The organism is Nocardia blacklockiae (genome assembly GCF_015477355.1).
Lineage (GTDB): Bacteria > Actinomycetota > Actinomycetes > Mycobacteriales > Mycobacteriaceae > Nocardia > Nocardia blacklockiae.
In genome coordinates this window covers 997,025-1,015,390 of record NZ_JADLRJ010000001.1, presented here as the reverse complement: position 1 = coordinate 1,015,390, position 18,366 = coordinate 997,025, and the positions used below count along the sequence as shown (strand labels likewise).

The 18,366-nt window shown below is 69.4% G+C and carries 14 protein-coding genes and 1 pseudogene; 6 read left to right on the top strand and 9 right to left on the bottom strand.

The features are described from left to right. Positions 1-243: 243 nt before the first annotated feature. Entirely contained in the window at positions 244-1,797 is a 1,554-nt protein-coding gene (locus IU476_RS04435; protein WP_195096714.1) for a succinic semialdehyde dehydrogenase, read from the top strand. A gap of 85 nt (positions 1,798-1,882) precedes the next feature. Here IU476_RS04435 and IU476_RS04430 read toward each other — a convergent pair. From IU476_RS04430 to IU476_RS36975, 3 genes and pseudogenes are all read right to left on the bottom strand, one after another. Further along, positions 1,883-3,079: pseudogene (locus IU476_RS04430) on the bottom strand (cation:proton antiporter); the annotation flags it as partial. 56 nt (positions 3,080-3,135) lie between these two features. Beyond that, positions 3,136-4,671, bottom strand: a complete 1,536-nt coding sequence (locus IU476_RS04425; protein ID WP_195096712.1) for an NAD(P)-binding domain-containing protein — start codon at positions 4,669-4,671, stop codon at positions 3,136-3,138. A 61-nt stretch (positions 4,672-4,732) separates the two neighbouring features. Then, positions 4,733-5,899 carry a cytochrome P450 gene (locus IU476_RS36975; RefSeq protein WP_195096709.1) on the bottom strand — a complete coding sequence of 389 codons (1,167 nt, stop codon included), beginning with the start codon at positions 5,897-5,899 and terminating at the stop codon, positions 4,733-4,735. 665 nt (positions 5,900-6,564) lie between these two features. On the opposite strand from IU476_RS36975, the gene IU476_RS04415 reads away from it, so the two are divergent. Genes IU476_RS04415 through IU476_RS04400 form a run of 4 tightly spaced genes read left to right on the top strand, consistent with a single transcriptional unit; the run spans position 6,565 to position 11,165 of the window. Then, on the top strand, positions 6,565-7,782 hold the full coding sequence (locus IU476_RS04415) for an ATP-grasp domain-containing protein (protein ID WP_195096707.1): 1,218 nt from the start codon (positions 6,565-6,567) through the stop codon (positions 7,780-7,782). A gap of 23 nt (positions 7,783-7,805) precedes the next feature. After that, on the top strand, positions 7,806-9,062 hold the full coding sequence (locus IU476_RS04410; RefSeq protein ID WP_195096704.1) for an MFS transporter: 1,257 nt from the start codon (positions 7,806-7,808) through the stop codon (positions 9,060-9,062). Positions 9,063-9,072: 10 nt separating this feature from the next. After that, a complete protein-coding gene (locus tag IU476_RS04405) occupies positions 9,073-10,323 on the top strand; it encodes an ATP-grasp domain-containing protein (protein ID WP_195096702.1) in 1,251 nt (416 codons plus the stop codon). A 17-nt stretch (positions 10,324-10,340) separates the two neighbouring features. Further along, a complete protein-coding gene (locus IU476_RS04400; protein ID WP_195096699.1) occupies positions 10,341-11,165 on the top strand; it encodes a methyltransferase in 825 nt (274 codons plus the stop codon). Positions 11,166-11,209: 44 nt separating this feature from the next. On the opposite strand, the gene IU476_RS04395 is transcribed toward IU476_RS04400, so the two are convergent. Further along, a complete protein-coding gene (locus IU476_RS04395; protein ID WP_195096696.1) occupies positions 11,210-12,199 on the bottom strand; it encodes a polysaccharide deacetylase family protein in 990 nt (329 codons plus the stop codon). A 149-nt stretch (positions 12,200-12,348) separates the two neighbouring features. On the opposite strand from IU476_RS04395, the gene IU476_RS04390 reads away from it, so the two are divergent. Next, complete coding sequence (locus tag IU476_RS04390; protein ID WP_324193859.1) at positions 12,349-13,914, top strand: putative glycoside hydrolase; 1,566 nt, start codon at positions 12,349-12,351, stop codon at positions 13,912-13,914. Between the two features lie 60 nt (positions 13,915-13,974). On the opposite strand, the gene IU476_RS04385 is transcribed toward IU476_RS04390, so the two are convergent. The 5 genes from IU476_RS04385 to IU476_RS04365 all read right to left on the bottom strand — a co-directional run bounded on the left by IU476_RS04385 (position 13,975) and on the right by IU476_RS04365 (position 18,356). Further along, positions 13,975-14,376 carry a DUF779 domain-containing protein gene (locus tag IU476_RS04385; RefSeq protein ID WP_195096694.1) on the bottom strand — a complete coding sequence of 134 codons (402 nt, stop codon included), beginning with the start codon at positions 14,374-14,376 and terminating at the stop codon, positions 13,975-13,977. Beyond that, positions 14,376-15,896 (bottom strand): aldehyde dehydrogenase, encoded by a 1,521-nt coding sequence (gene adh / locus IU476_RS04380; RefSeq protein ID WP_324193894.1) that lies wholly within the window; start codon positions 15,894-15,896, stop codon positions 14,376-14,378. The genes IU476_RS04385 and adh overlap by 1 nt, the downstream gene beginning before the upstream one ends. A gap of 88 nt (positions 15,897-15,984) precedes the next feature. Further along, positions 15,985-17,199 carry a transcriptional regulator gene (locus tag IU476_RS04375; protein ID WP_195096690.1) on the bottom strand — a complete coding sequence of 405 codons (1,215 nt, stop codon included), beginning with the start codon at positions 17,197-17,199 and terminating at the stop codon, positions 15,985-15,987. 87 nt (positions 17,200-17,286) lie between these two features. Beyond that, complete coding sequence (locus IU476_RS04370; RefSeq protein ID WP_195096687.1) at positions 17,287-17,607, bottom strand: hypothetical protein; 321 nt, start codon at positions 17,605-17,607, stop codon at positions 17,287-17,289. 122 nt (positions 17,608-17,729) lie between these two features. Beyond that, positions 17,730-18,356, bottom strand: coding sequence for a TetR/AcrR family transcriptional regulator (locus IU476_RS04365; protein WP_195096685.1), 627 nt, complete (start codon positions 18,354-18,356; stop codon positions 17,730-17,732). Between the last annotated feature and the right edge of the window lie 10 nt (positions 18,357-18,366).

The window sequence follows — 18,366 nt, the reverse complement described above, 5'->3', positions numbered from 1 at the left end:
CGGAATACCCGATAACGTGCGCGCCTACCGTTCGGATTTCGGAGTGCTGTGTCACCGGGTGCGCGCGGCTGTTTCCTTCCGGAATGGCGGAGAATTTCGGTGCCGAGCAAACGGCGGCCGCGGGGTTGCCGGAGGGGAACGGCTGTTGTGACTGTCAACGGTCCTCGCCGAGGTGGTAGGCGTGGACCCGGCCGCGCGGTAGATTGTCTGTATCCCGTGGTTACTGACAAGTAGGAGACGAGAATGCCCGTGCCGGAAGCCGCCGTATTCGAGCGCCTGCGGGAGTTCGCGGCCGTAGACACCGCCGTCGAGCACGCGACGCGCCAGATCACGGAGGTGTTCACCGGTCGCGCGCTGGGCGAGGTGCCCGTGGGCACCGCCGCCGACGTCACCGCCGCCTTCGCCAAGGCGCGGCCCGCGCAGCAGAGCTGGGCCGCCCGCTCGCCCAAGGAGCGCGCCGCCGTGCTCGAGCGCTACCGCGAGTTGGTGGTGCAGAACCGCGAATATTTGATGGACGTCATCCAGGCCGAGACCGGCAAGGCCCGCTGGGCGGCGCAGGAAGAGATCATGGGCCTGATGTTCGCGGCCCGCTACTTCGCCCGGGTCGCGCCCGCGCTGCTCGCGCCGCACAAGGCGCCGGGCGCGTTCCCCGTGCTCAACCGCGCCGCCGTGCGCACCCAGCCCAAGGGCGTGGTCGGAGTGATCGCGCCGTGGAACTATCCCATGCTGCTGTCGATCGGCGACTCGATCCCGGCGCTGCTGGCGGGCAACGCGGTGATCGTGAAGCCGGACAGCCAGACCCCGTACTCCTCGCTGGCGAACGTGGAACTGCTGTGGCGCGCGGGGCTGCCGAAGGATCTGCTGCAGGTGGTGCCCGGCCCCGGCACGGTGGTCGGCACGGCCATCGTGGACTCCTGCGACTACCTGATGTTCACCGGGTCCTCGGCCACCGGCAGCGCGCTCGCGCAGCAGTGCGGCAAGCGGCTGATCGGATTCTCCGCCGAACTCGGCGGCAAGAACCCGATGATCGTCACGCGCGGCGCGAATCTGGACAAGGCGGCGAAAGCCGCTGTGCGCGCGTGTTTTTCGAACGCCGGGCAGCTGTGCATCTCGATCGAGCGGCTGTATGTGGAGCAGGCGGTCGCCGAGCAGTTCACGCAGAAGTTCGTCGCGGCGGTGCGCGCCGCGAAACTCGATGCGGCCTACGACTATTCGGCGGAAATCGGCTCGCTGATCTCCGAGGCGCAGCTGGAGACGGTGACCAAGCACGTCGCCGACGCCACCTCCAAGGGCGCCAAGGTGCTCGCCGGGGGCAACGCCCGCCCCGACATCGGCCCGCTGTTCTTCGAACCGACCGTGCTCGCCGACGTGACCGACACCATGGAGTGCGGCCGCAACGAGACCTTCGGGCCGCTGGTCTCGATCTACCCGGTCGCCGATGTCGAGGAGGCGATCGCGCGCGCCAACGACACCGAGTACGGACTGAACGCGAGCGTGTGGGCGGCGAGCAAGGCCGAGGGCGAGCACATCGCCGCCCGCCTGCACGCCGGAACCGTCTGCGTCGACGAGGGCTACGCCCCGGCCTGGGGCAGCACCGGCGCGCCGATGGGCGGCATGGGCATCTCCGGCGTGGGCCGCCGCCACGGCCCCGACGGCCTGCTGAAGTTCACCGAGCCGCAGACGGTGGTGGTGACGCGGTTCCTGAATCTCGATGCGCCGTGGGGTGTTCCGCAGGAGCGGTGGCAGCCGTTCCTGATGGGTGTGGCGCGGGCGATCCGGTTCCTGCCGGGGCGGTGAGTTCCTGCGTGCGTTCCAGTCCGGACGGGCCGAAGACCACTCCGTTGCGCCACGCGCCGCGTTCGAACAGCCGCAACAACGGTGTGGCGACGAAGGTGGTCACGATCGTCATCAACGCGAGAATCGTGTAGAGCTCGCTCGTGATCAGGCCGGCGCTCAGGCCGATGTTGAGCAGGATCAGTTCCATCAGGCCGCGGGCGTTCGCCAGAGCGCCCATGGCTCCCGATTCCAGCCACCCGATGCCTTGCCAGCGCGCCGCGAGCGCGACCGCGCCGAATTTCCCGGCGAACGACACGACCACCACGACCGCGGCCATGATCAGCAACTTCGGTTCGAGGATGAGGCTGAGTTCGGTATTGAGCCCCGAGTAGATGAAGAAGGCCGGTAGCAGCAGGTGGGCGACGAGCGGTTCGAATCGGTCGCGGATCGTGTCCAGCAGCTCCCCGCGGGGCAGCACCGCGCCCGCCACGAACGCGCCGAAGACCGAGTACACGCCCACGTAGTCGGTGAACCAGCTGCCCAGCAGCACCACCAGTAGCACCGTCGTCAGCGCACCGAGCGGGATACCGCCGCTGCGTTCGTCGTCGCGGGCCACCCGGGTGTGCAATCGCGCCAGTACCGGCCGCGCGACGAAGACCATGAACAGCAAATAGGCGACACCGCCGCCGAGTGCGAGCAACGCACCGGACATGCTGTCCTTGGTGGTGGCCACGACCGTCGCGAGCAGCACCCAGGCACAGGCGTCGTCGACCGCGGCGCACGACAGCGACATGGTGCCGAGCCGGGTGGCCGCCAGACCCGAGTCGTAGATGATCCACGCCAGCATGGGGAATGCGGTGATCGCGACGGCCGAGGCGATGAACAATCCGCCCTGCCAGCCCCCGACCTCGCTCGTGAAGTAGCCGCCGGATCGCACCATCGCCCAGCCGAGCAGCCCGCCGAGCAGCATGGGCAGGCCGACGCCGGCCGCGGCGGTGGCGCCCGCCTCGCGCAGGTGCGATCCCAGGATGTCCAGCTTGAACGAGGTGCCGACCAAGAACATGTACAGCACCAGGCCGAGCTGGCCCACCACGTAGATGGCGGTGAGATTCGGATGCGCCGTCGTGGTCGTGCCGACGGTCAGGGTCGTCGGGAACAGCCAGTGCTGCGCGGCCGGCCACGCCCAGCCGAGGACCGAGGGCCCGAGCACGAAGCCCGCGACCATGATCGCGACCACCCGCACCTGTCCCAGCCGCCGGAACAGCGGCCAGAGCAGGCGGCAGGTGACGAGGATGATCGCCACCTGGAGGAAGAGATGCGTCGTTATCTCGAGCAGCGAGGGTGCCACGGTCGCCGCTCCTACACCGCTACGGAATCGACGGTCGACGCCGTCAGGAAGTCGCGCAGCCGGTCGGCGTAGATCGTTGCGCCCCAATCGTTGTCGAGATTGCTCGCGACATGGTGGGTGCCGAGCAGGGCGCCCGCGCGGTAGTGCCGCACGACGGGATGCAAGTAGCTCGACGCCGGGCTCGCGTCGGCCAGTACCGGCTTCCCGTCGAAGTGGGTCACCGCGTCCGGGCCGTACTCCAAGGTGACCATCAGCATGTCGTCGTCGGATCCGGCCTGCCAGAAATCGGGGTGCCGGACGGGAACCTCCTCGTAGTACTCCGCCCGCCCCGCACCCGGTATCCGGACGGCGTCGGCGAGTACCCCGAACTGTTGCCAGAGGGCGGACGAACGGTTGACGCGTGCGAGGATCTCCGCGGCCAGATTCGCGACGGAGGGGTCGATCTCGCGGTGCGGCCACGGTACGCGGTGATATCGCTGCTCCAGCACATGGAAGAGCGCCCGCGCGCCGTAGCGGAAGCCGTGGATGAAGCCGTTGGTGCCCTTCTTGAAATCCAGCTGCTGGGTGAGCGTCCCGGCGAAGTACATGCCCGGCTGATCCACCGACTCGTACGCTCCCGTGAGCGCCGGGAACCTGCCGTTGTCGGCCAGGGCTGGTCGCGCCGACACGTCGAACAAGGAGGTGTCGAAGCGGAACCCCGTGCACAGGATCACGCGGTCGTAACCGATGTGCACGCTGCCTCGGGAGAAGATGAACTCCACGTCGTAACCGGCGCCGGACCGCCTGATGCCGGCGATCTTCGCGTCGACGATCGCGTTCTGCGACTTCAGCTGATAGGTGTCGAGGAAGTTGTTGTTGACCGCCCGGAGATGACCGACGAAGTGGGTGTTCCAGGCGAGTCGCACGGGGTTCGGCCCGGCCACGTGGATGACCGCCGCGACCGGCGTGAGGTGGTCGGCGGTCTCGAATGCCGAATTGCCTTTGCCCACGACGAGAACTCGCTTGTCGACGAACTCGGCCGGATCGGTCGAGACGGTGGCATAGTTGTCCGCGAGTTCGGCGCCGGGGATCGCCGGCAGCTGCGGTTGGCCGACGCCGGTCGCGATGACGACGCGCGGGGCCCGGTACGTATTGCCCGCCTCGTCGGTGGCCCGGAAAGTGTCGCCGTCCCGCGCGAGTTCGACCACCCGGCAGCCGAATTCGATGGTCAATCCACACCGCGCGGCGAATTCGCGCAGGTAATCGAGCATGTCGTCGGCATGCGGGAAGTAGCTGTCGCTGAATCGCGTGAACAGCAGCTCCGGATCGTCCGACAGCAGCGAATTCCAGTCCATGCGCAGGTTGATCTCGGCGTCGGTCGTGCCGGTGTAGCGCTTGTTGATGGAGATGAGCCGGCGATGGCGCGGGAAGGTGGCGAAGGAGTGGCCCGGGGCCGCGGCTCGTTCCAGGACGATGTAGTCGCGTCCGGCCTGCTGGAGGAGATGGGCCAGTTGCAATCCGGCCGGCCCCGCGCCGATGATCAGATGGTCGGTGACGTGTTCGGACACGATCGTCCTCTCTGGAAGATGTTTGACGAAATGCGTTGCACCCGAATCCGATCGGGTGACCTCACCCGATGCGGACCCGCAGGTGACGGAGGGTGCGGAGGGTCGCCGAATGGAAGTATTCGGGCTGCCCCGCGAGTGTGAACGTGATGCCGCTCTCGTGGACGAAGCGCAGGAACTCCGCGATCCACTCGACCGCGATCTGGGCGCCCACGCAGATGTGCGGACCCCAGGCGAAGGCGAGGTGCGGATTGGGTGTCCGGTCCAGTCGGATCACGTCCGGGTCGGGGAAGACGGCCGGGTCGCGGTTGGCGGCGGCCATCAGTGTCACCACGGTCTGTCCGGCCGAAATCGAGGTGTCACCGAGGCGGGCACCGACCACGGCGGCGCGTGAAGTCGCCTGTGCGGGACTGATACAACGCAGGAACTCGTGTGCGGCTGTCCGATACGAGCCGCTCGATGCCGGAGCGGCCAGCTGCGTCGTCAGCTCCGGATCCTCGGCGAGAGCGAGGACCACGCTGCTGACGGCCGCCGCCGAGGTGCTGAATCCGGCGTTGTAGACCCCGGCGATCGTGTTCTGCACGTAGGACTCCGGCATCCGGCCGACGCGGGGGTGGCGTTGCAGGTCCGCTATCGCGCCCTCCGGTTGCGGCGTGGCGAACCACTCGGCGACCGCGGCACGCAACATCCGGGTCGCCGCCGCTCCCTCGGGAGCCCGGGTCGGATCCAGGCCGCTGTCCATGCTCCTGGTCAGGCCGACGAATATCGGCCGATAGGTGTCGACGGTGAAGTGTTCGATACCGAGCACGTAGTTGATCAGCCCCAGGGCAACCGGCTCGGCGACCGCGGTCACGAGATCGAACGGCGCACCGCGCGGTATCGACTCGACAGTCGCCTCGATCTGCCTGCGGGCGACCGATGCGATCTTCCTGGGTTCGCGGCCGCGCAAGGTGCGCAGCACAATTCTGCGCAGTTCGGCCTGGTCGGGTGGATCCTGGGTCTGGATGTTGACCGAACCCTCCGGGATGTCGACGCCGACCCGCCGCCGGTCGCGCGCGTACACCTGATGGTTGCGCAGCACTTCCTTGCAATCGTCGAACCGGGTGACGACCCAGGACTCGAGACCGTCGTGCCAGAAGACGGGTTCGGTCTCGAGCATGTGCCGATACAGCGGAAAGGGGTCGGAAATCGTGTCGGGATCGAGTGGGTTCCAAGCAATCTTGGTGGTCACCGAGGACTCCTGGGCGGTAGCAGACAATGCGCACGCCGGTCGGGCCGAGGCGATGCTCGGCCCGACCGGCTCGTGTTCTAGACGGCGACGTGGTCGTAGCTCATCGCGCACCTCCTTCCCGGGGTTGTGGCATATCCTCCGAAACGTCGTCCCGGAGGGTGATTTCGGATTCTTCGATGCGGCCCCGTCGGAATACCCACGAATGGTCGAATGGGAGTTGCGGACGAAGGCCCCAGCAGTGGACAAGGTCCGTGAGACGGCTCATGAACAACCTGTTCTCGATAATTCGGATCTCCGCTGTACGTAGTGAACACAAGGGTTTGCCGGGTCGCCATGCGCGGTGTTCGAAAACGCGGTCGAGGCAAGGTTTTTCGGTGCTTTGCCGATGTTGCCGACGGTCGCGCCGTCCGGTGGATCGATACAGATGAGCGGACTCGTCCGAAGTGTTCCTGTGTGTTAGCTACCGAGTTGGCCGCTGGTCACGGGCCGCTGCGGGAGTGACGTCCGGACCGGACGGTGTGACCGGCGGCGGTCGTCGGTGTCAGCTCCGGGAATGCGGTGCGGGGAGGTTTACGCAAGTTTCCGGAAATTGCTTGCCTGGGGCTCGTGGTCCTACGCTCGGTCCGAAAGAACGGGTGGGAGGGCGGGGCGACGTGGCGCGGCTTATGATTCTGGATCCGACGGGAAGCGACAGCGAGAATGCCGTCCGCACGGCCGTTCGGGATTTCGGCAACGTGCTCGTCGTGTGTCACACCGGTTTTCGTGCGCCGGAGTGTGTCGACGCTCCGGGCGTAGTCGCGATCGGTGTCGACTTCGCCGACCGGACGGCGGCACTCGCCCGAATCTCGCAGGCGGCGAGGGAGTATCGGGTCGACGGCGCGGCGACCTTCAAGGAATATCTCGTGCCATTCCTGAATCGGCTTTGTGCGGCGTTGTCGCTGCCCGGGAACGATCCGTCGCATCCGGACGCGGCGCGAAACAAGGTGACCATGTCGGAGCGCTTCGCGGCGTGCGGTGTGTCCGCGCCGGCGACTCGAGCCGTGTGCACCGCGGGGGAGCTGCCGGCCCTCCTCGGTGGGACACTGCGTTTCCCGGTCGTCGTCAAGCCCGCGGAGCGAGCGGGGTCCGTCGGGGTACAGGTGCTGCGCACGGCGGCCGAACTCTGCCCGGAGCCGGACGGCACGCCGGTCGATGCGCTCTCGCCCTACGGATTCCCGCTCGACAACCGGGTGCTCGTGCAGGACTGCGTCGACGGCACCGAGTACAGCGTCGAGTCGGTCACGCGCGACGGTGTGACACGGCACCTCTGCATCACCGAGAAGACCACGACCACAGGAGCTTTCCGGGTGGAGACCGGGCACTGTGCGCCGGCGCCGGTGGACCCGGCACGGGAACGGCGCCTGCTGGCCGAGGCGACCGCGGCGATCCGCGCGGTCGGCATCCGCAACGCGGTATCGCACACGGAACTCATCGTGGACGGGAGCGGGACGTGCTTCGTCGTCGAGGTGGCGGCCCGTCCGGGCGCGAGCACGATCGGCGTGCTCGCGCGGCTGGCGACGGGTATCGACTTGGGCGAGTTGGTAATTCGGACCGCTCTCGGCATCGAGAACGCTTCCCCGCCGGGCCGTCGGGAGGCCGCGGCGTCCCGGCTGCTGCTGCCGCCCCGCGGCGGCCGGCTCGTCGCGGTGCACGGCATGCCGGCGGTGGGCGGTGACGTGCGCGCGGTGGTGCACACCAGGCCACCGGGAACCGTGCTGCCGCCGCCGACGTCCAACTATGCGCGAGTCGGCTACTTCATCGTGGCCGGCGCGGACGCGCACGCCGCGAACCGGCGCGCCGACGAACTGCTGTCGCAGGTGGCTGTGGAGGTGGAGCCGTGCTGATCGAGATGTCGGGTCGATAGCTCATGTCTGCCGGTGCACGCGCGGGTTCCGCCGCCCCGAACCCGCTGCGGGTGAAGGACTTCCGCCGATACTTCGCTGGAACATCGATCTCGCTGCTCGGCAGCGCGATGAGTCCGGTCGCCCTCTCGTTCGCGATACTGCAGTCCTCGCACAGCGCGGTCGACCTCGGTCTGGTACTCACCTGCCGAACCGTGCCGCAACTGGTTCTGATACTTCTCGGCGGCGCGTTCGCGGACCGGTTCTCCCGAGCGGCGATTCTGCTCTGGTCGAATGCGGGCGCCGGGCTGACTCAGGGCGTGGTGGCGCTGCTGCTGCTCACCGGCCGATACGATCTCGTCGCGATCATGGCACTGAGCTTCGCCAACGGCGCGCTGGTGGCATTCGCCGGGCCCGCGACGCGCGGGATCGTGCCGCAACTGCTGGACACGAGCATGTTGCGCAGAGCCAACTCGTTGCTGGTGTTCTGGCGGAACTCGACGAAGGTGTGCGGGCCGGCGCTCGCGGGCGTGCTGACGGCGAGCATCGGTGGCGGGTGGGCCATCGCCTTCGACGCGCTGACCTACGGAATCGCGGCCGTGTGTATGGCGTCGCTGAGCCTCCCTCGACCGATAGCGGGCGGCAGGCGCCTGAGTGCCGAGATCGTCGAGGGCTGGGGCGAGTTCCGCGCGACCACCTGGGCGTGGACGGTGGTACTCGGTGCGGGTGTTACCAATCTGCTTTTCGTCGGCGTCTGGAACGTGCTCGGCCCGATGATCGCCGATCGCACCTTCGGCGCCGCCGGCTGGGGCGTGGTGCTGGGCGCACGGGCGGTCGGGGTGATCGTGAGCAGCGCGGCCATGTACCGGGCGGCCCCGCGCCGTCTGCTGGCGGTGGGGCAGATCAGCACGGTCCTGGGCGCGGCGCCGCTGCTGGCGCTCGGCCTGTTCCCGCAGTTCGGCGTGGTCGCCGGCGCGGCATTCGTGGCGGGTGTCGGATCCGGGATCTTCGGGCCGGCATGGGAAACGTCGTTGCAGGAGCACGTCCCCCGCGAGCTGATTTCGCGGGTGTCGTCGTACGACGATCTGGCCTCGTTCGCGGGCGTGCCGATCGGTCAATTGGCAGCCGCGCCATTGGCTCTCGCCTGCGGGTTCTCTGCCGTCGCGACAGGCGCCGGGGCGATCTGGCTGACGGTCGCGCTGCTGCCGCTGCTCAGCCCCGCTGTCCGGCAACTGACTCATGGAATATCCGGCGCCGTCGCGCCGTCGGGCCGCTCCGAATGAAGGTGGGAAAGTGAAGAAGGTCTTGTTGATCGGGTTCCATCCCGGATACGCGGAGGTATTCCGGAATTGGGACGGCCATGTCGCCTATGTGCTCGACGAGCCGGAGTTCGTCCGGCGCGATCCGGCCGCATACGACACTCCGAATGTTGTCGAGGTTCGTACCGCGGCCTACCAACAATCGGACGACGCGGTCGATCTCGCCGTGGCATGGCATGCGGAGGTCGGCTTCGATGCCGTCGTTCCGTGCTGGGAATATTCGGTCACCGCGGCGGGCCGGATCGCCGCTGCCATGGGTTTGCGCCATCCGGGCGCGCGTGCGGTCTCGGCGTGCACGAACAAATTGTCGCTGCGACAGGAAGCGGCGGTATCGGGCATCGATCAGCCGCGGTTCGCGCCGGTGCGGTGCGCCGCCGACGTCGAGGCATTCTTCGAGGGGCGGCCGGTGGTCCTGAAGCCGACAAGCCGCCGTCAGTCGGTCGGTGTCGTCGGCATCCACGACCGAACCGAGATAGACGAGGCCTGGCAGACGTGCACGGCGGCCACGGAGCCGCGAGGAGTGGTGTCGCGATCACTGAACTGGGACTACCTCGTCGAGGAGTTCGTGGCCGGCCCGCACGTGTCGGTGGAGACGCTGGTGCAGGACGGAAATGTCGTCTGGGAGAACGTGACCACCCTGGTTACCCCGGCGGGCGACCGCCGGTTCCCGATCATGATGTTCGTCGTTCCGGCGGAGGTGTCGCCCGCGCAGCGCGCGCGAGCGCTGAAGGCCGCGCGCGCCTTGGTCGGTGGTCTGGACGCCGCGCACGGTCTGTTCCACTCCGAGTGGATCATCGAGGGCGAAACGCCCCGGCTGATCGAGTGCGCGGCGCGGGCTCCCGGCATCATCCCGGCCCTGGTGGACAAGACCTACCGGTTCGACCTGCACCGCGCCTATGTCCAAGTACTGCTGGGTGAGGAGCCGCAGGTGCGCAGCGCAGCCGACCAAGTGGCGGCGATCCGCTATTTCCATCCGCCGGCCGGTGTCATCGCGGAGGTGCACGGAATGGATCGGCTTCTGGCCCACCCTGGCGTGCTGGGCGGCCGGCTCGATGTGGCCGCGGGCGACCGTGTTCCGTCGTTCGAGGATTCGTGGTCCCGGGCCGGCCAGTACTGCGTGGTCGGGCGCGACCACGAGGAACTCACCGCGGTGATCGACGAGGTCGAGAGCGGCCTGCACTTCGTCATGGCCGCGGCCACCGAAGCGGTGGGCGGGTTGTCGTGACGGCGAGCAGGGAAACGATGCCGGTCCTGCGCGATCTGCCCGTGGGCGGCGAGGGTTGTCTCTGGGACGAGCGAGTCGACCAGGGCGTGGTGCGATTCCGGGGCCGGACGTTGACGATCGCGGTGCCGAGGTCGTCGGGCGTGCTGTTCCCGACCGACGGGGGATTGAGCCTCCTGGCGGCATTGGACGGGAACGAGTCGATGCCGATGGGCGGGCCCGCGGCGCTGGATATCGGCTGCGGCTCCGGGCTTTACACGCTGGCGATGCTGGCCGCCGGTGCCGACCGGGTGACGGCCCTGGACGTGAACCCCGCCGCCGCGGCCGTAGTGCGCGCCAATGCCGAACGCAACGGTTTCGATCCGGCGGCGGTGGAATGTGTGACGGCCGACCTGGCCGACTTCCGGCCCGGCCGGACCTACCGGGTGATCATGTCGAATCCACCGCATCTGCCGCACGGCTCCGGCGATCCGGCGCTTGCCCGGCGTCCCGACTGGACGGCCCTGGTCGGCGGCCCGCGCGGCCGGGAACTGTTCGACACCATCGTGAACCGCGCAGCGGACCTGCTGGATCCGGAGGGCGTGCTGTACCTGGCGCATTCGTCGCTGTGCGGCGTGCCGGAAACCGTCGACCGGATGGCCCGGCTCGGCTTCGGTCATCGGGTGCTGGGGTTGCTCGAGCTCGATATTCCCTGGCGCGCATTGGATTCGGTCGCATCGTCGATTCGGGCCGAGCTGTCGAAATTGCGGGAGGCGGGTGTGGCGGACTTCGACAGCAACAGGTTCCGGCAGTACGCTGTCGCCTTCTCTCGCTCCGAACGGGTGTTGTACGGCGACGGGTACTGATCGGCGCGCCGGGGAGCTGTTTTCTGAACGGCTTTCGACGGCGATCAGTATGGGTGTGCTCGGGCGGCCCAGCGGGGGGACAGGTCGCCCGACCTCGTCGCGGGGAACGAGATTCGGTGGGGGTCGCCGTCGGAGGTGTAGCGGCGTTCGGGGTGTTCGGCGAGGCGGTTGAGCCAGTAGGCCGAGTCGAAGGGGACTTCGGCTCGGCCGGAACGGATTCGGGGGATTGCCGCGGGGTCGAGCGGGCCGTAGGGGGAGGGTGCGGGTTCGGAGCCGACGAGCATGACCGCGTCGAAGGTGTACGAGGTGCCGTCCCAGGTGCCCGCGGTGGCCAGGGCGGGGTCGGCGGGGGAGATGCCGAGGGGCAGCGCCATGGTGCGGACCGGGGCGTTCGGGACGGCTCGGCGGATGGTTCGCAGGTTGGACGCCAGTTCGCGCTGGACGCCGGTGGCGTCGAGGGTGCCGAGATTCGCGTGGGTGGCGGTGTGCGCGCCGAGGTCGTAGCCGTGGGCGGCGAGCCAGGGCAGGGCGCGGGGGTCGTTGCCGAAGGCGTCGTCGTTCACGTAGAACGTCGCCGTGGCGCGGAAATCCGGGTGCTGCGCGGTGAATTCGGTGAGGATGCCGACGACCGTGCCGGGGGCCGGTGCGCCGTCGGGCGCGAAGGCGACCTGGCTGACGGTGGAGTCGTCGAAGGTCAGCACCACCGGGTGGGTGCCCGCGGGGAGGTCGATCTCGCCCGCGCTGTACTGCGCGGCGGTGACCGGGCGGTAGCCCTCGCGATAGAGCCGGTCCAGTTCGGCGCGGAACTCCTCGGGCGTCTGGTCGTACTCGCCGGCCGGGGCCGGGCTCAGCTGGTGGTACATCAAGATCGGCACCTCGCCCAGTTCGTCGGCCGCGACGGCGGCCGGGTCGGGGGCGGGCGCCGGTGGTAGCGGTGGCGGCGCGGCGGCGGGGGCCGCGGGACGGGACGCGGTGCAGGCGGCCGCGGCCAGCAGGACCAGGACGGACAGGACGACGCGACACATCCTCACCATCACGTCAATGTTACGTACTGCCAACGATTTTCGTGCGTGAGTAGGAAAGCCGGGCCGAACCGCCTCGTCGGCAGGGATATTGGGGAGGCGTCTAACGAAAGCTGGTGTGTGCGTTGCTGAAACGTGTCCCGAGGCAGGATCGCCGACGGGTGGCGGTGCTGTCGGTCCTGGTCGTCGCGGTGTTGCTGGTGCTGGGTTCGGTGGTCGGCGCGGTGCGGGCGGAACCGACGGGCCTGATCATGAACGGTCTGCCGGCCGGTCCGGTCGGCGCGGATGCGCTGGGTTCGCTGGAGCTGTCGGTCGACGCCGGGGACCAGGATCCGGGGTCGCTGCGGCTGACGCTGGACGGCGAGCAGGTGACGGGTGAGGTCGCCGGGACCACCGTGCGGTACCGGCCCGCCGGTCTGGCCGACGGCGCGCACACCTTCACCGCCGAGAGCGTGCCCGGCGGGCTGTTCGGCTGGATGCGCACCGGACCGGGCGTCTCGCGGACGTTCACCGTCGACACCGTGCCGCCGGACCTGGAGGTGCCGCCGCTGCCGCCCGTGCCTTCCTATCGGCAGGCCGTGACGGTCCGAGGCAAGGCTGTCGGCGCGGACCGGGTCACGGTCGGAACAGCTTCTGCGACACCGGATTCCGACGGGTCCTTCGCGCTTACGGTGCCGCGCGCACCGGCCGGGATGAGCGTCGTCGCGGTCGATGCCGCGGGCAATGCGACGACGCGGCCGATCGGCACGACGGTGTCGGTACCGCGGATCAAGGCGGTCCACGTCACCGCGTACGGCTGGGCCGACGAGGGGCTGCGGTCGGGCGTGCTGGCACTGGCGCGCGAGGGCCGGATCAACACCGTCGAACTCGACATCAAGGACGAGGACGGCGTCGTCGGCTACGCGTCGGAGGTGCCGCTCGCGCGGCAGTCGGGGGCCGCCGCGAACATCTACGACGCGCGTGCGGCGTTGAAAACGTTGCACGACATGGGAATACGGGTCGAGGGCCGGATCGTGGCGTTCCGCGATCCGGCCGTCGCGGGCTGGGCGTGGGGCAGCGGGCACCAGGACTGGGTGGTGCAGGACGCGGCGGGCGGGCCCTACTCGAGCGGTTACGGGGCCATCGCCTTCACCAACTTCGCCCACCCCGACATCCGCCGCTACAACATCGATCTCGCGACCGAGGCCGCGCGGCTGGGCTTCGACGGGGTCATGTACGACTACGTGCGCCGCCCCGACGGCCCGCTGTCGGGTATGCGGTTCCCGGGCCTCGCCGTGTCGCCGACCGATTCGATCGCGCGGTTCCTGAAGGAGAGCCGCGATCCCGTGCGCGACGCCGGGGCGTGCCTGAGCGCGGCCGTGTTCGGGATCGCCGCCACGCGGCCCGACCAGATCGCGCAGGACATCCGGATGATGGCGGCGAACGTGGATTACGTTGCGCCGATGGTGTATCCGTCGCACTGGGGTCCCGGGGAGTACGGGGTGGCGAACCCGAACGCGCAGCCCTACGACATCGTCGCGCGGTCGCTGCGGGACTTCCGCACGCAGACCGAGGGCACCGGCGCCAAGGTGATCCCCTGGCTGCAGGACTTCAGCCTCGGCGTGAACTACGGCGACGCCGAGGTGCGCGCCCAGATCGACGCGGCGGCCGCCGACGGCATCGACAGCTTCCTGCTCTGGAATGCCGCGAGCCGATACCACGCCGGTGCGATCGTCCCCGATCACTGACCGGCGTGGTTCGTGGTGCGGGCGCGGTGTTACCCGGCCACCGACCGGCGTCGTTCGTCGTCAGGCGCCCAGGTCGGCGCCCGTGCGCGGCGGGTCGGCGTCGAGCGCCTCGACCTCCGCGTCCGACAGCAGCCGGGAGCGGATGAGGAACCGCACGCCCTCGGGCGCCTCCAGCGAGAACCCGCTGCCGCGGCCGGGCACCACGTCCACGGTGAGGTGGGTGTGGCGCCAGTACTCGAACTGGTCCGCGCTCATCCAGAACGGGGTGTCGCCCGGCAGCCGGCCCAGCAGCACGTCGGCGGCGCCCACCCGGAACTCGTTGCGCGGGTAGCACATCGGGGAACTGCCGTCGCAGCAGCCGCCGGACTGGTGGAACATCACCGGCCCGTGCCGCTCCACCAGCTCGGCGAGCAGCCGCGCCGCCGCCTCGGTGATGTCGATGCGGGCCGGGACGGCGGCCATCAGAAGAACCCGAGCTTCTTGGGCGAGTAGCTGACCAGTAGGTTCTTCGTGTTCTGGTAGTGGTCGAGCATCATCTTGTGATTCTCCCGCCCGATGCCGGACTTCTTGTACCCGCCGAACGCGGCGTGCGCGGGATAGGCGTGGTAGCAGTTGGTCCACACCCGGCCGGCTTTGATGGCGCGGCCCATCCGGTAGGCGGTGTTCATGTCGCGGGTCCACAGGCCCGCGCCCAGGCCGTAGAGGGTGTCGTTGGCGATCTCGAGCGCCTGCGGGACGGAGTCGAACGTCGTCACCGACACCACCGGGCCGAAGATCTCCTCCTGGAAGATGCGCATGTCGTTGCGTCCCTCGAAGATGGTGGGCTCGATGTAGTAGCCGTTCGGGTAGCCGTCGACCTTGCGCGCCTCGCCGCCGGTAAGGACGTTCGCGCCCTCCTTGCGGCCGATGTCGATGTAGGACAGGATCTTCTCGTACTGGTCGTTGCTGGCCTGCGCGCCGATCATGGTGCTGTCGTCGAGCGGGTTGCCGCCCTTGATGTTCCGGGTGCGCTCCACGCAGCGGGCCATGAACTCGTCGTAGATCGACGAGTGCACCAGCGCCCGCGACGGGCAGGTGCACACCTCGCCCTGATTCAGCGCGAACATCACGAAACCCTCGACCGCCTTGTCGAGGAAGTCGTCGTCGGCGGCGGTGACGTCGGGCAGGAAGATGTTGGGGCTCTTGCCGCCCAGTTCCAGCGTGACCGGGATGATGTTCTCGCTGGCGTACTGCATGATCAGCCGGCCGGTGGTGGTCTCGCCGGTGAACGCCACCTTCGCCACCCGCGCGCTGGACGCCAGCGGCTTGCCGGCCTCCACGCCGAAACCGTTGACCACGTTGACGACTCCCGGCGGCAGCAGGTCCGCGATCAGCTCGATGACCAGCAACAGCGACACCGGGGTCTGCTCGGCCGGCTTGATCACCACGCAGTTGCCCGCCGCCAGCGCGGGCGCGAGCTTCCAGGCGGCCATCAGGATCGGAAAGTTCCACGGGATGATCTGGCCGACCACGCCCAGCGGCTCGTGGAAGTGGTAGGCCACGGTGTCGGCGTCGACCTCCGACAGGCTGCCCTCCTGCGCGCGGATGACGCCGGCGAAGTAGCGGAAATGGTCGACGGTCAACGGGAGGTCGGCGGCCAGGGTCTCGCGGACCGCCTTGCCGTTCTCCCAGGTCTCGGCGACGGCCAGCCGCTCGAGGTCGGCCTCGATGCGGTCGGCGATCTTGTTGAGCAGATTGGCGCGGTCGGTCGTGGAGGTCGCGCCCCAGCTGTCGGCGGCGGCGTGCGCGGCGTCCAGGGCCAGGTCGATGTCGGCGGCCGTGGATCGGGCCACCTCGCAGAAGGTCTCGCCGTCGACGGGCGAGGGATTCTCGAAGTAGCGGCCCTCGACCGGAGCCTTCCAGTCGCCGCCGATGAAATTGTCGTAGCGCCGCGCGAAGTCGACGATGCTGCCGTCGGTGCCGGGCTTGGCGTAGATCATGATGCTCGCTTCCTGTGCTACCTGACCGTGGTGACGCGGCAACTATGAGACGAGCCGGTTGGCGGGAGGTTGGCGGCGGGCGGTCGGCGGATCAGCCGCGCAGCGCGGCGTGCAGCCGGGCGGTGACGAGGGCGCGGCGGGGGTCGCCGGGCGGCAGCAGGCGCAGCGCGTGTTCGTGGATCTGCGCGTCGTCGGGGCGGCGCGCGCCGAATTCGACCGCGTGCGTGGGTGATTCGCTGTTCAGGACGGCCGTGCGCACGCTGACGTCGAGGTACTCGCGCCACTGCGCGATGCCGGGGGTGTCCGAGCCGGGCAGCAGCGGGCCCCGGTACAGGCGCAGCGCGGTGGCGACGTCCCCGGCGGCGACCGCGTCGAGCAGATCCACCGCGTCGCACGCGATCGGCCGGGCCAGCATGTAACGGCGGCTGGTGATGTCGCCCCCGGTGGCGTTGCGCAGGTGTGAGACGTCGGCTTTGAGCGTCGATGCCGACACCGGGCGGTCGCCGTATACGGCCGCGTGCAGGCGCTGGGGGGTGTAGCCGTCGGGTTCCAGGGCGAGCAGCGCCAGGATCTCGATCTGCCTGGGCCGCAACCGGATCGGCGTGCCGGAGCGAGTCAGCACCGCGTCGCCGAGGCATCGCAGGCGGATCGCGGCGGGCTCGGCGGGCGCGTCCTCGGCGGGCAGTCGCGATTCGATCGCCGACACCAGCGCCCGCACCGTCGACAGGGCGAGCGGGTGCGAGCGATCCCAGGTGGTGGACAGGTCGAGCACGCCGAGCCGGCGGCCGTCGGGCGCGTGGATGGGCGCGCAGTAGCAGACCCAGCCGTGCAGGGCGGCCACCAGGTGCTCGGCGGAGAACACGACGCTGGGCTCGCCGGTGCGCAGCGCGAGCGACAACGCGTTGGTGCCCATGTGGGTTTCGTCCCAGCGGCCGCCGGGCGCGAAGTTGACCTGTTCGGCGCGGCGGCGCATCAGCCGGCCGCCGCAGGACCACAGGATGGTGCCGCGCTCGTCGGTGACCGCGGCGACGAATCCGGAATCGTCGGCGATGCTGTGCAATTCGCCGGCCAGCTCGGTGACCGGGATGCGCAGCGGCGACCGCGACCAGCGGGAGCCGAGTTCGGAGTCGTCGGCGGGGGCGGCGCGGCAGTCGGGGTCGACGGTGGGCAGCGAACGCCGCCAGGACTGCACGACCTCGCTGCGCAACACCGTCCGCCCCGCCGGCGCGGTGTGGGCCGACGCCCAGCGCGCCCACTCCCGCTCCAGCACGGCACGCCGCTGGGACAGAGTGCGCAGCTGGGGCATCGCGACCTCGCATCCGGGAGAAGTGCCTGCGCTCTCATGATTGCGTACCCGGGGATGGCGCGCGGGGACTTTCGCGTCCCGGACGCCCTACTTGTTGAAGAAGATGCCTCCCACATCGGCGTTCTTGATGGGGGTGTCGCCGTTGCGCTGGTTGCCGCACAGGAATTCCACCGCGGCCATCGTCAGGTCCACCTGCGTGCCCGAGGGCTCGTGGTCGTCGCCGGTCTGCTGCTTGACGAATTTCGTGACGGTGGTGCGCTTGGTGTCCTGATCCTGCTTCACGTAATCGCTGCACGGCGTGTCGCCGCCCTTGTTGAGGGCCTTCTCGACATCGCTGCACCCGGTGAGAAGCGCTGCGGCGACGGCCAATCCGGCGGCGGCTGCGACGGACCAGCGCGGGGATTTCATCTGGCTTCTCCTCGGGAGTCGTGCCGGGAATGTCCCGGCCGGTGGAATTCTCCGGTCAGCCTAGAGGTATCCCGATTTCCGCCCGGCAACCCAGGGCGGGGAAATACGCGGGTCGGCGGATGTCAGTGCCCTGCTCGCGCGGCCAGCAGCTCGCCGAACATCCGGGTGATCCGGCTGCCGAGATCCGGGGCCGTGGTGCCGAGTTGGGTCGCGCGCTTGGTGAGTTGGCCGTCGAGGGACAACGACGCCAGGCCGTGCGCCATGCTCCACACCGCGACGGCGACCGCGTCGGCCTCGGCGGCCGGGAGCGCGCCGTCTCGCACGATCTCGGCGATGGCCTCGGCGAGCACCGTGAAGGCGGCGTCCCCGGCGGCGCGGGCCTCGGGGCTCTTCTCCGGCTGCACCAGTTCCGGGCGGAACATCAGCCGGAAGTAGGCGGGCTGTTCCTCGGCGAAGCGCACGTAGGCGTCGGCCAGGGCGGTGAGGCTGTCGACGGGGGAGGCGGCGCTGTCGCGGGCGGCGGTCAGGCGCGCGGTGAGCGCCTCGAAGCCTTGTGCCGACAGGGCGGCCAGCAGCGCGGCACGGTCGGCGAAATGGTGGTACGGCGCGCCGGGGCTGACCCCCGCCTCGCGCGCCACCCGGCGCAGGCTTACCGCCGCCAGGCCTTCGGTGGCGATCAGCTGCAGGCAGGCGCGCAGCAGCTCCTCGCGCAGCGCTCCGTGGTGGTAGCGGTCCTTGGTCGGCGGCATGTGCCGAGCG

Coding starts and splice junctions, on each gene's coding strand:
- IU476_RS04435 (WP_195096714.1), top strand. CDS start 244: ATGCCCGTGCCGGAAGCCGCCGTATTCGAGCGCCTGCGGGAGTTCGCG.
- IU476_RS04415 (WP_195096707.1), top strand. CDS start 6,565: ATGATTCTGGATCCGACGGGAAGCGACAGCGAGAATGCCGTCCGCACG.
- IU476_RS04410 (WP_195096704.1), top strand. CDS start 7,806: ATGTCTGCCGGTGCACGCGCGGGTTCCGCCGCCCCGAACCCGCTGCGG.
- IU476_RS04400 (WP_195096699.1), top strand. CDS start 10,341: ATGCCGGTCCTGCGCGATCTGCCCGTGGGCGGCGAGGGTTGTCTCTGG.
- IU476_RS04395 (WP_195096696.1), bottom strand. CDS start 12,199: ATGGTGAGGATGTGTCGCGTCGTCCTGTCCGTCCTGGTCCTGCTGGCC.
- IU476_RS04385 (WP_195096694.1), bottom strand. CDS start 14,376: ATGGCCGCCGTCCCGGCCCGCATCGACATCACCGAGGCGGCGGCGCGG.
- IU476_RS04375 (WP_195096690.1), bottom strand. CDS start 17,199: ATGCCCCAGCTGCGCACTCTGTCCCAGCGGCGTGCCGTGCTGGAGCGG.
- IU476_RS04370 (WP_195096687.1), bottom strand. CDS start 17,607: ATGAAATCCCCGCGCTGGTCCGTCGCAGCCGCCGCCGGATTGGCCGTC.
- IU476_RS04365 (WP_195096685.1), bottom strand. CDS start 18,356: ATGCCGCCGACCAAGGACCGCTACCACCACGGAGCGCTGCGCGAGGAG.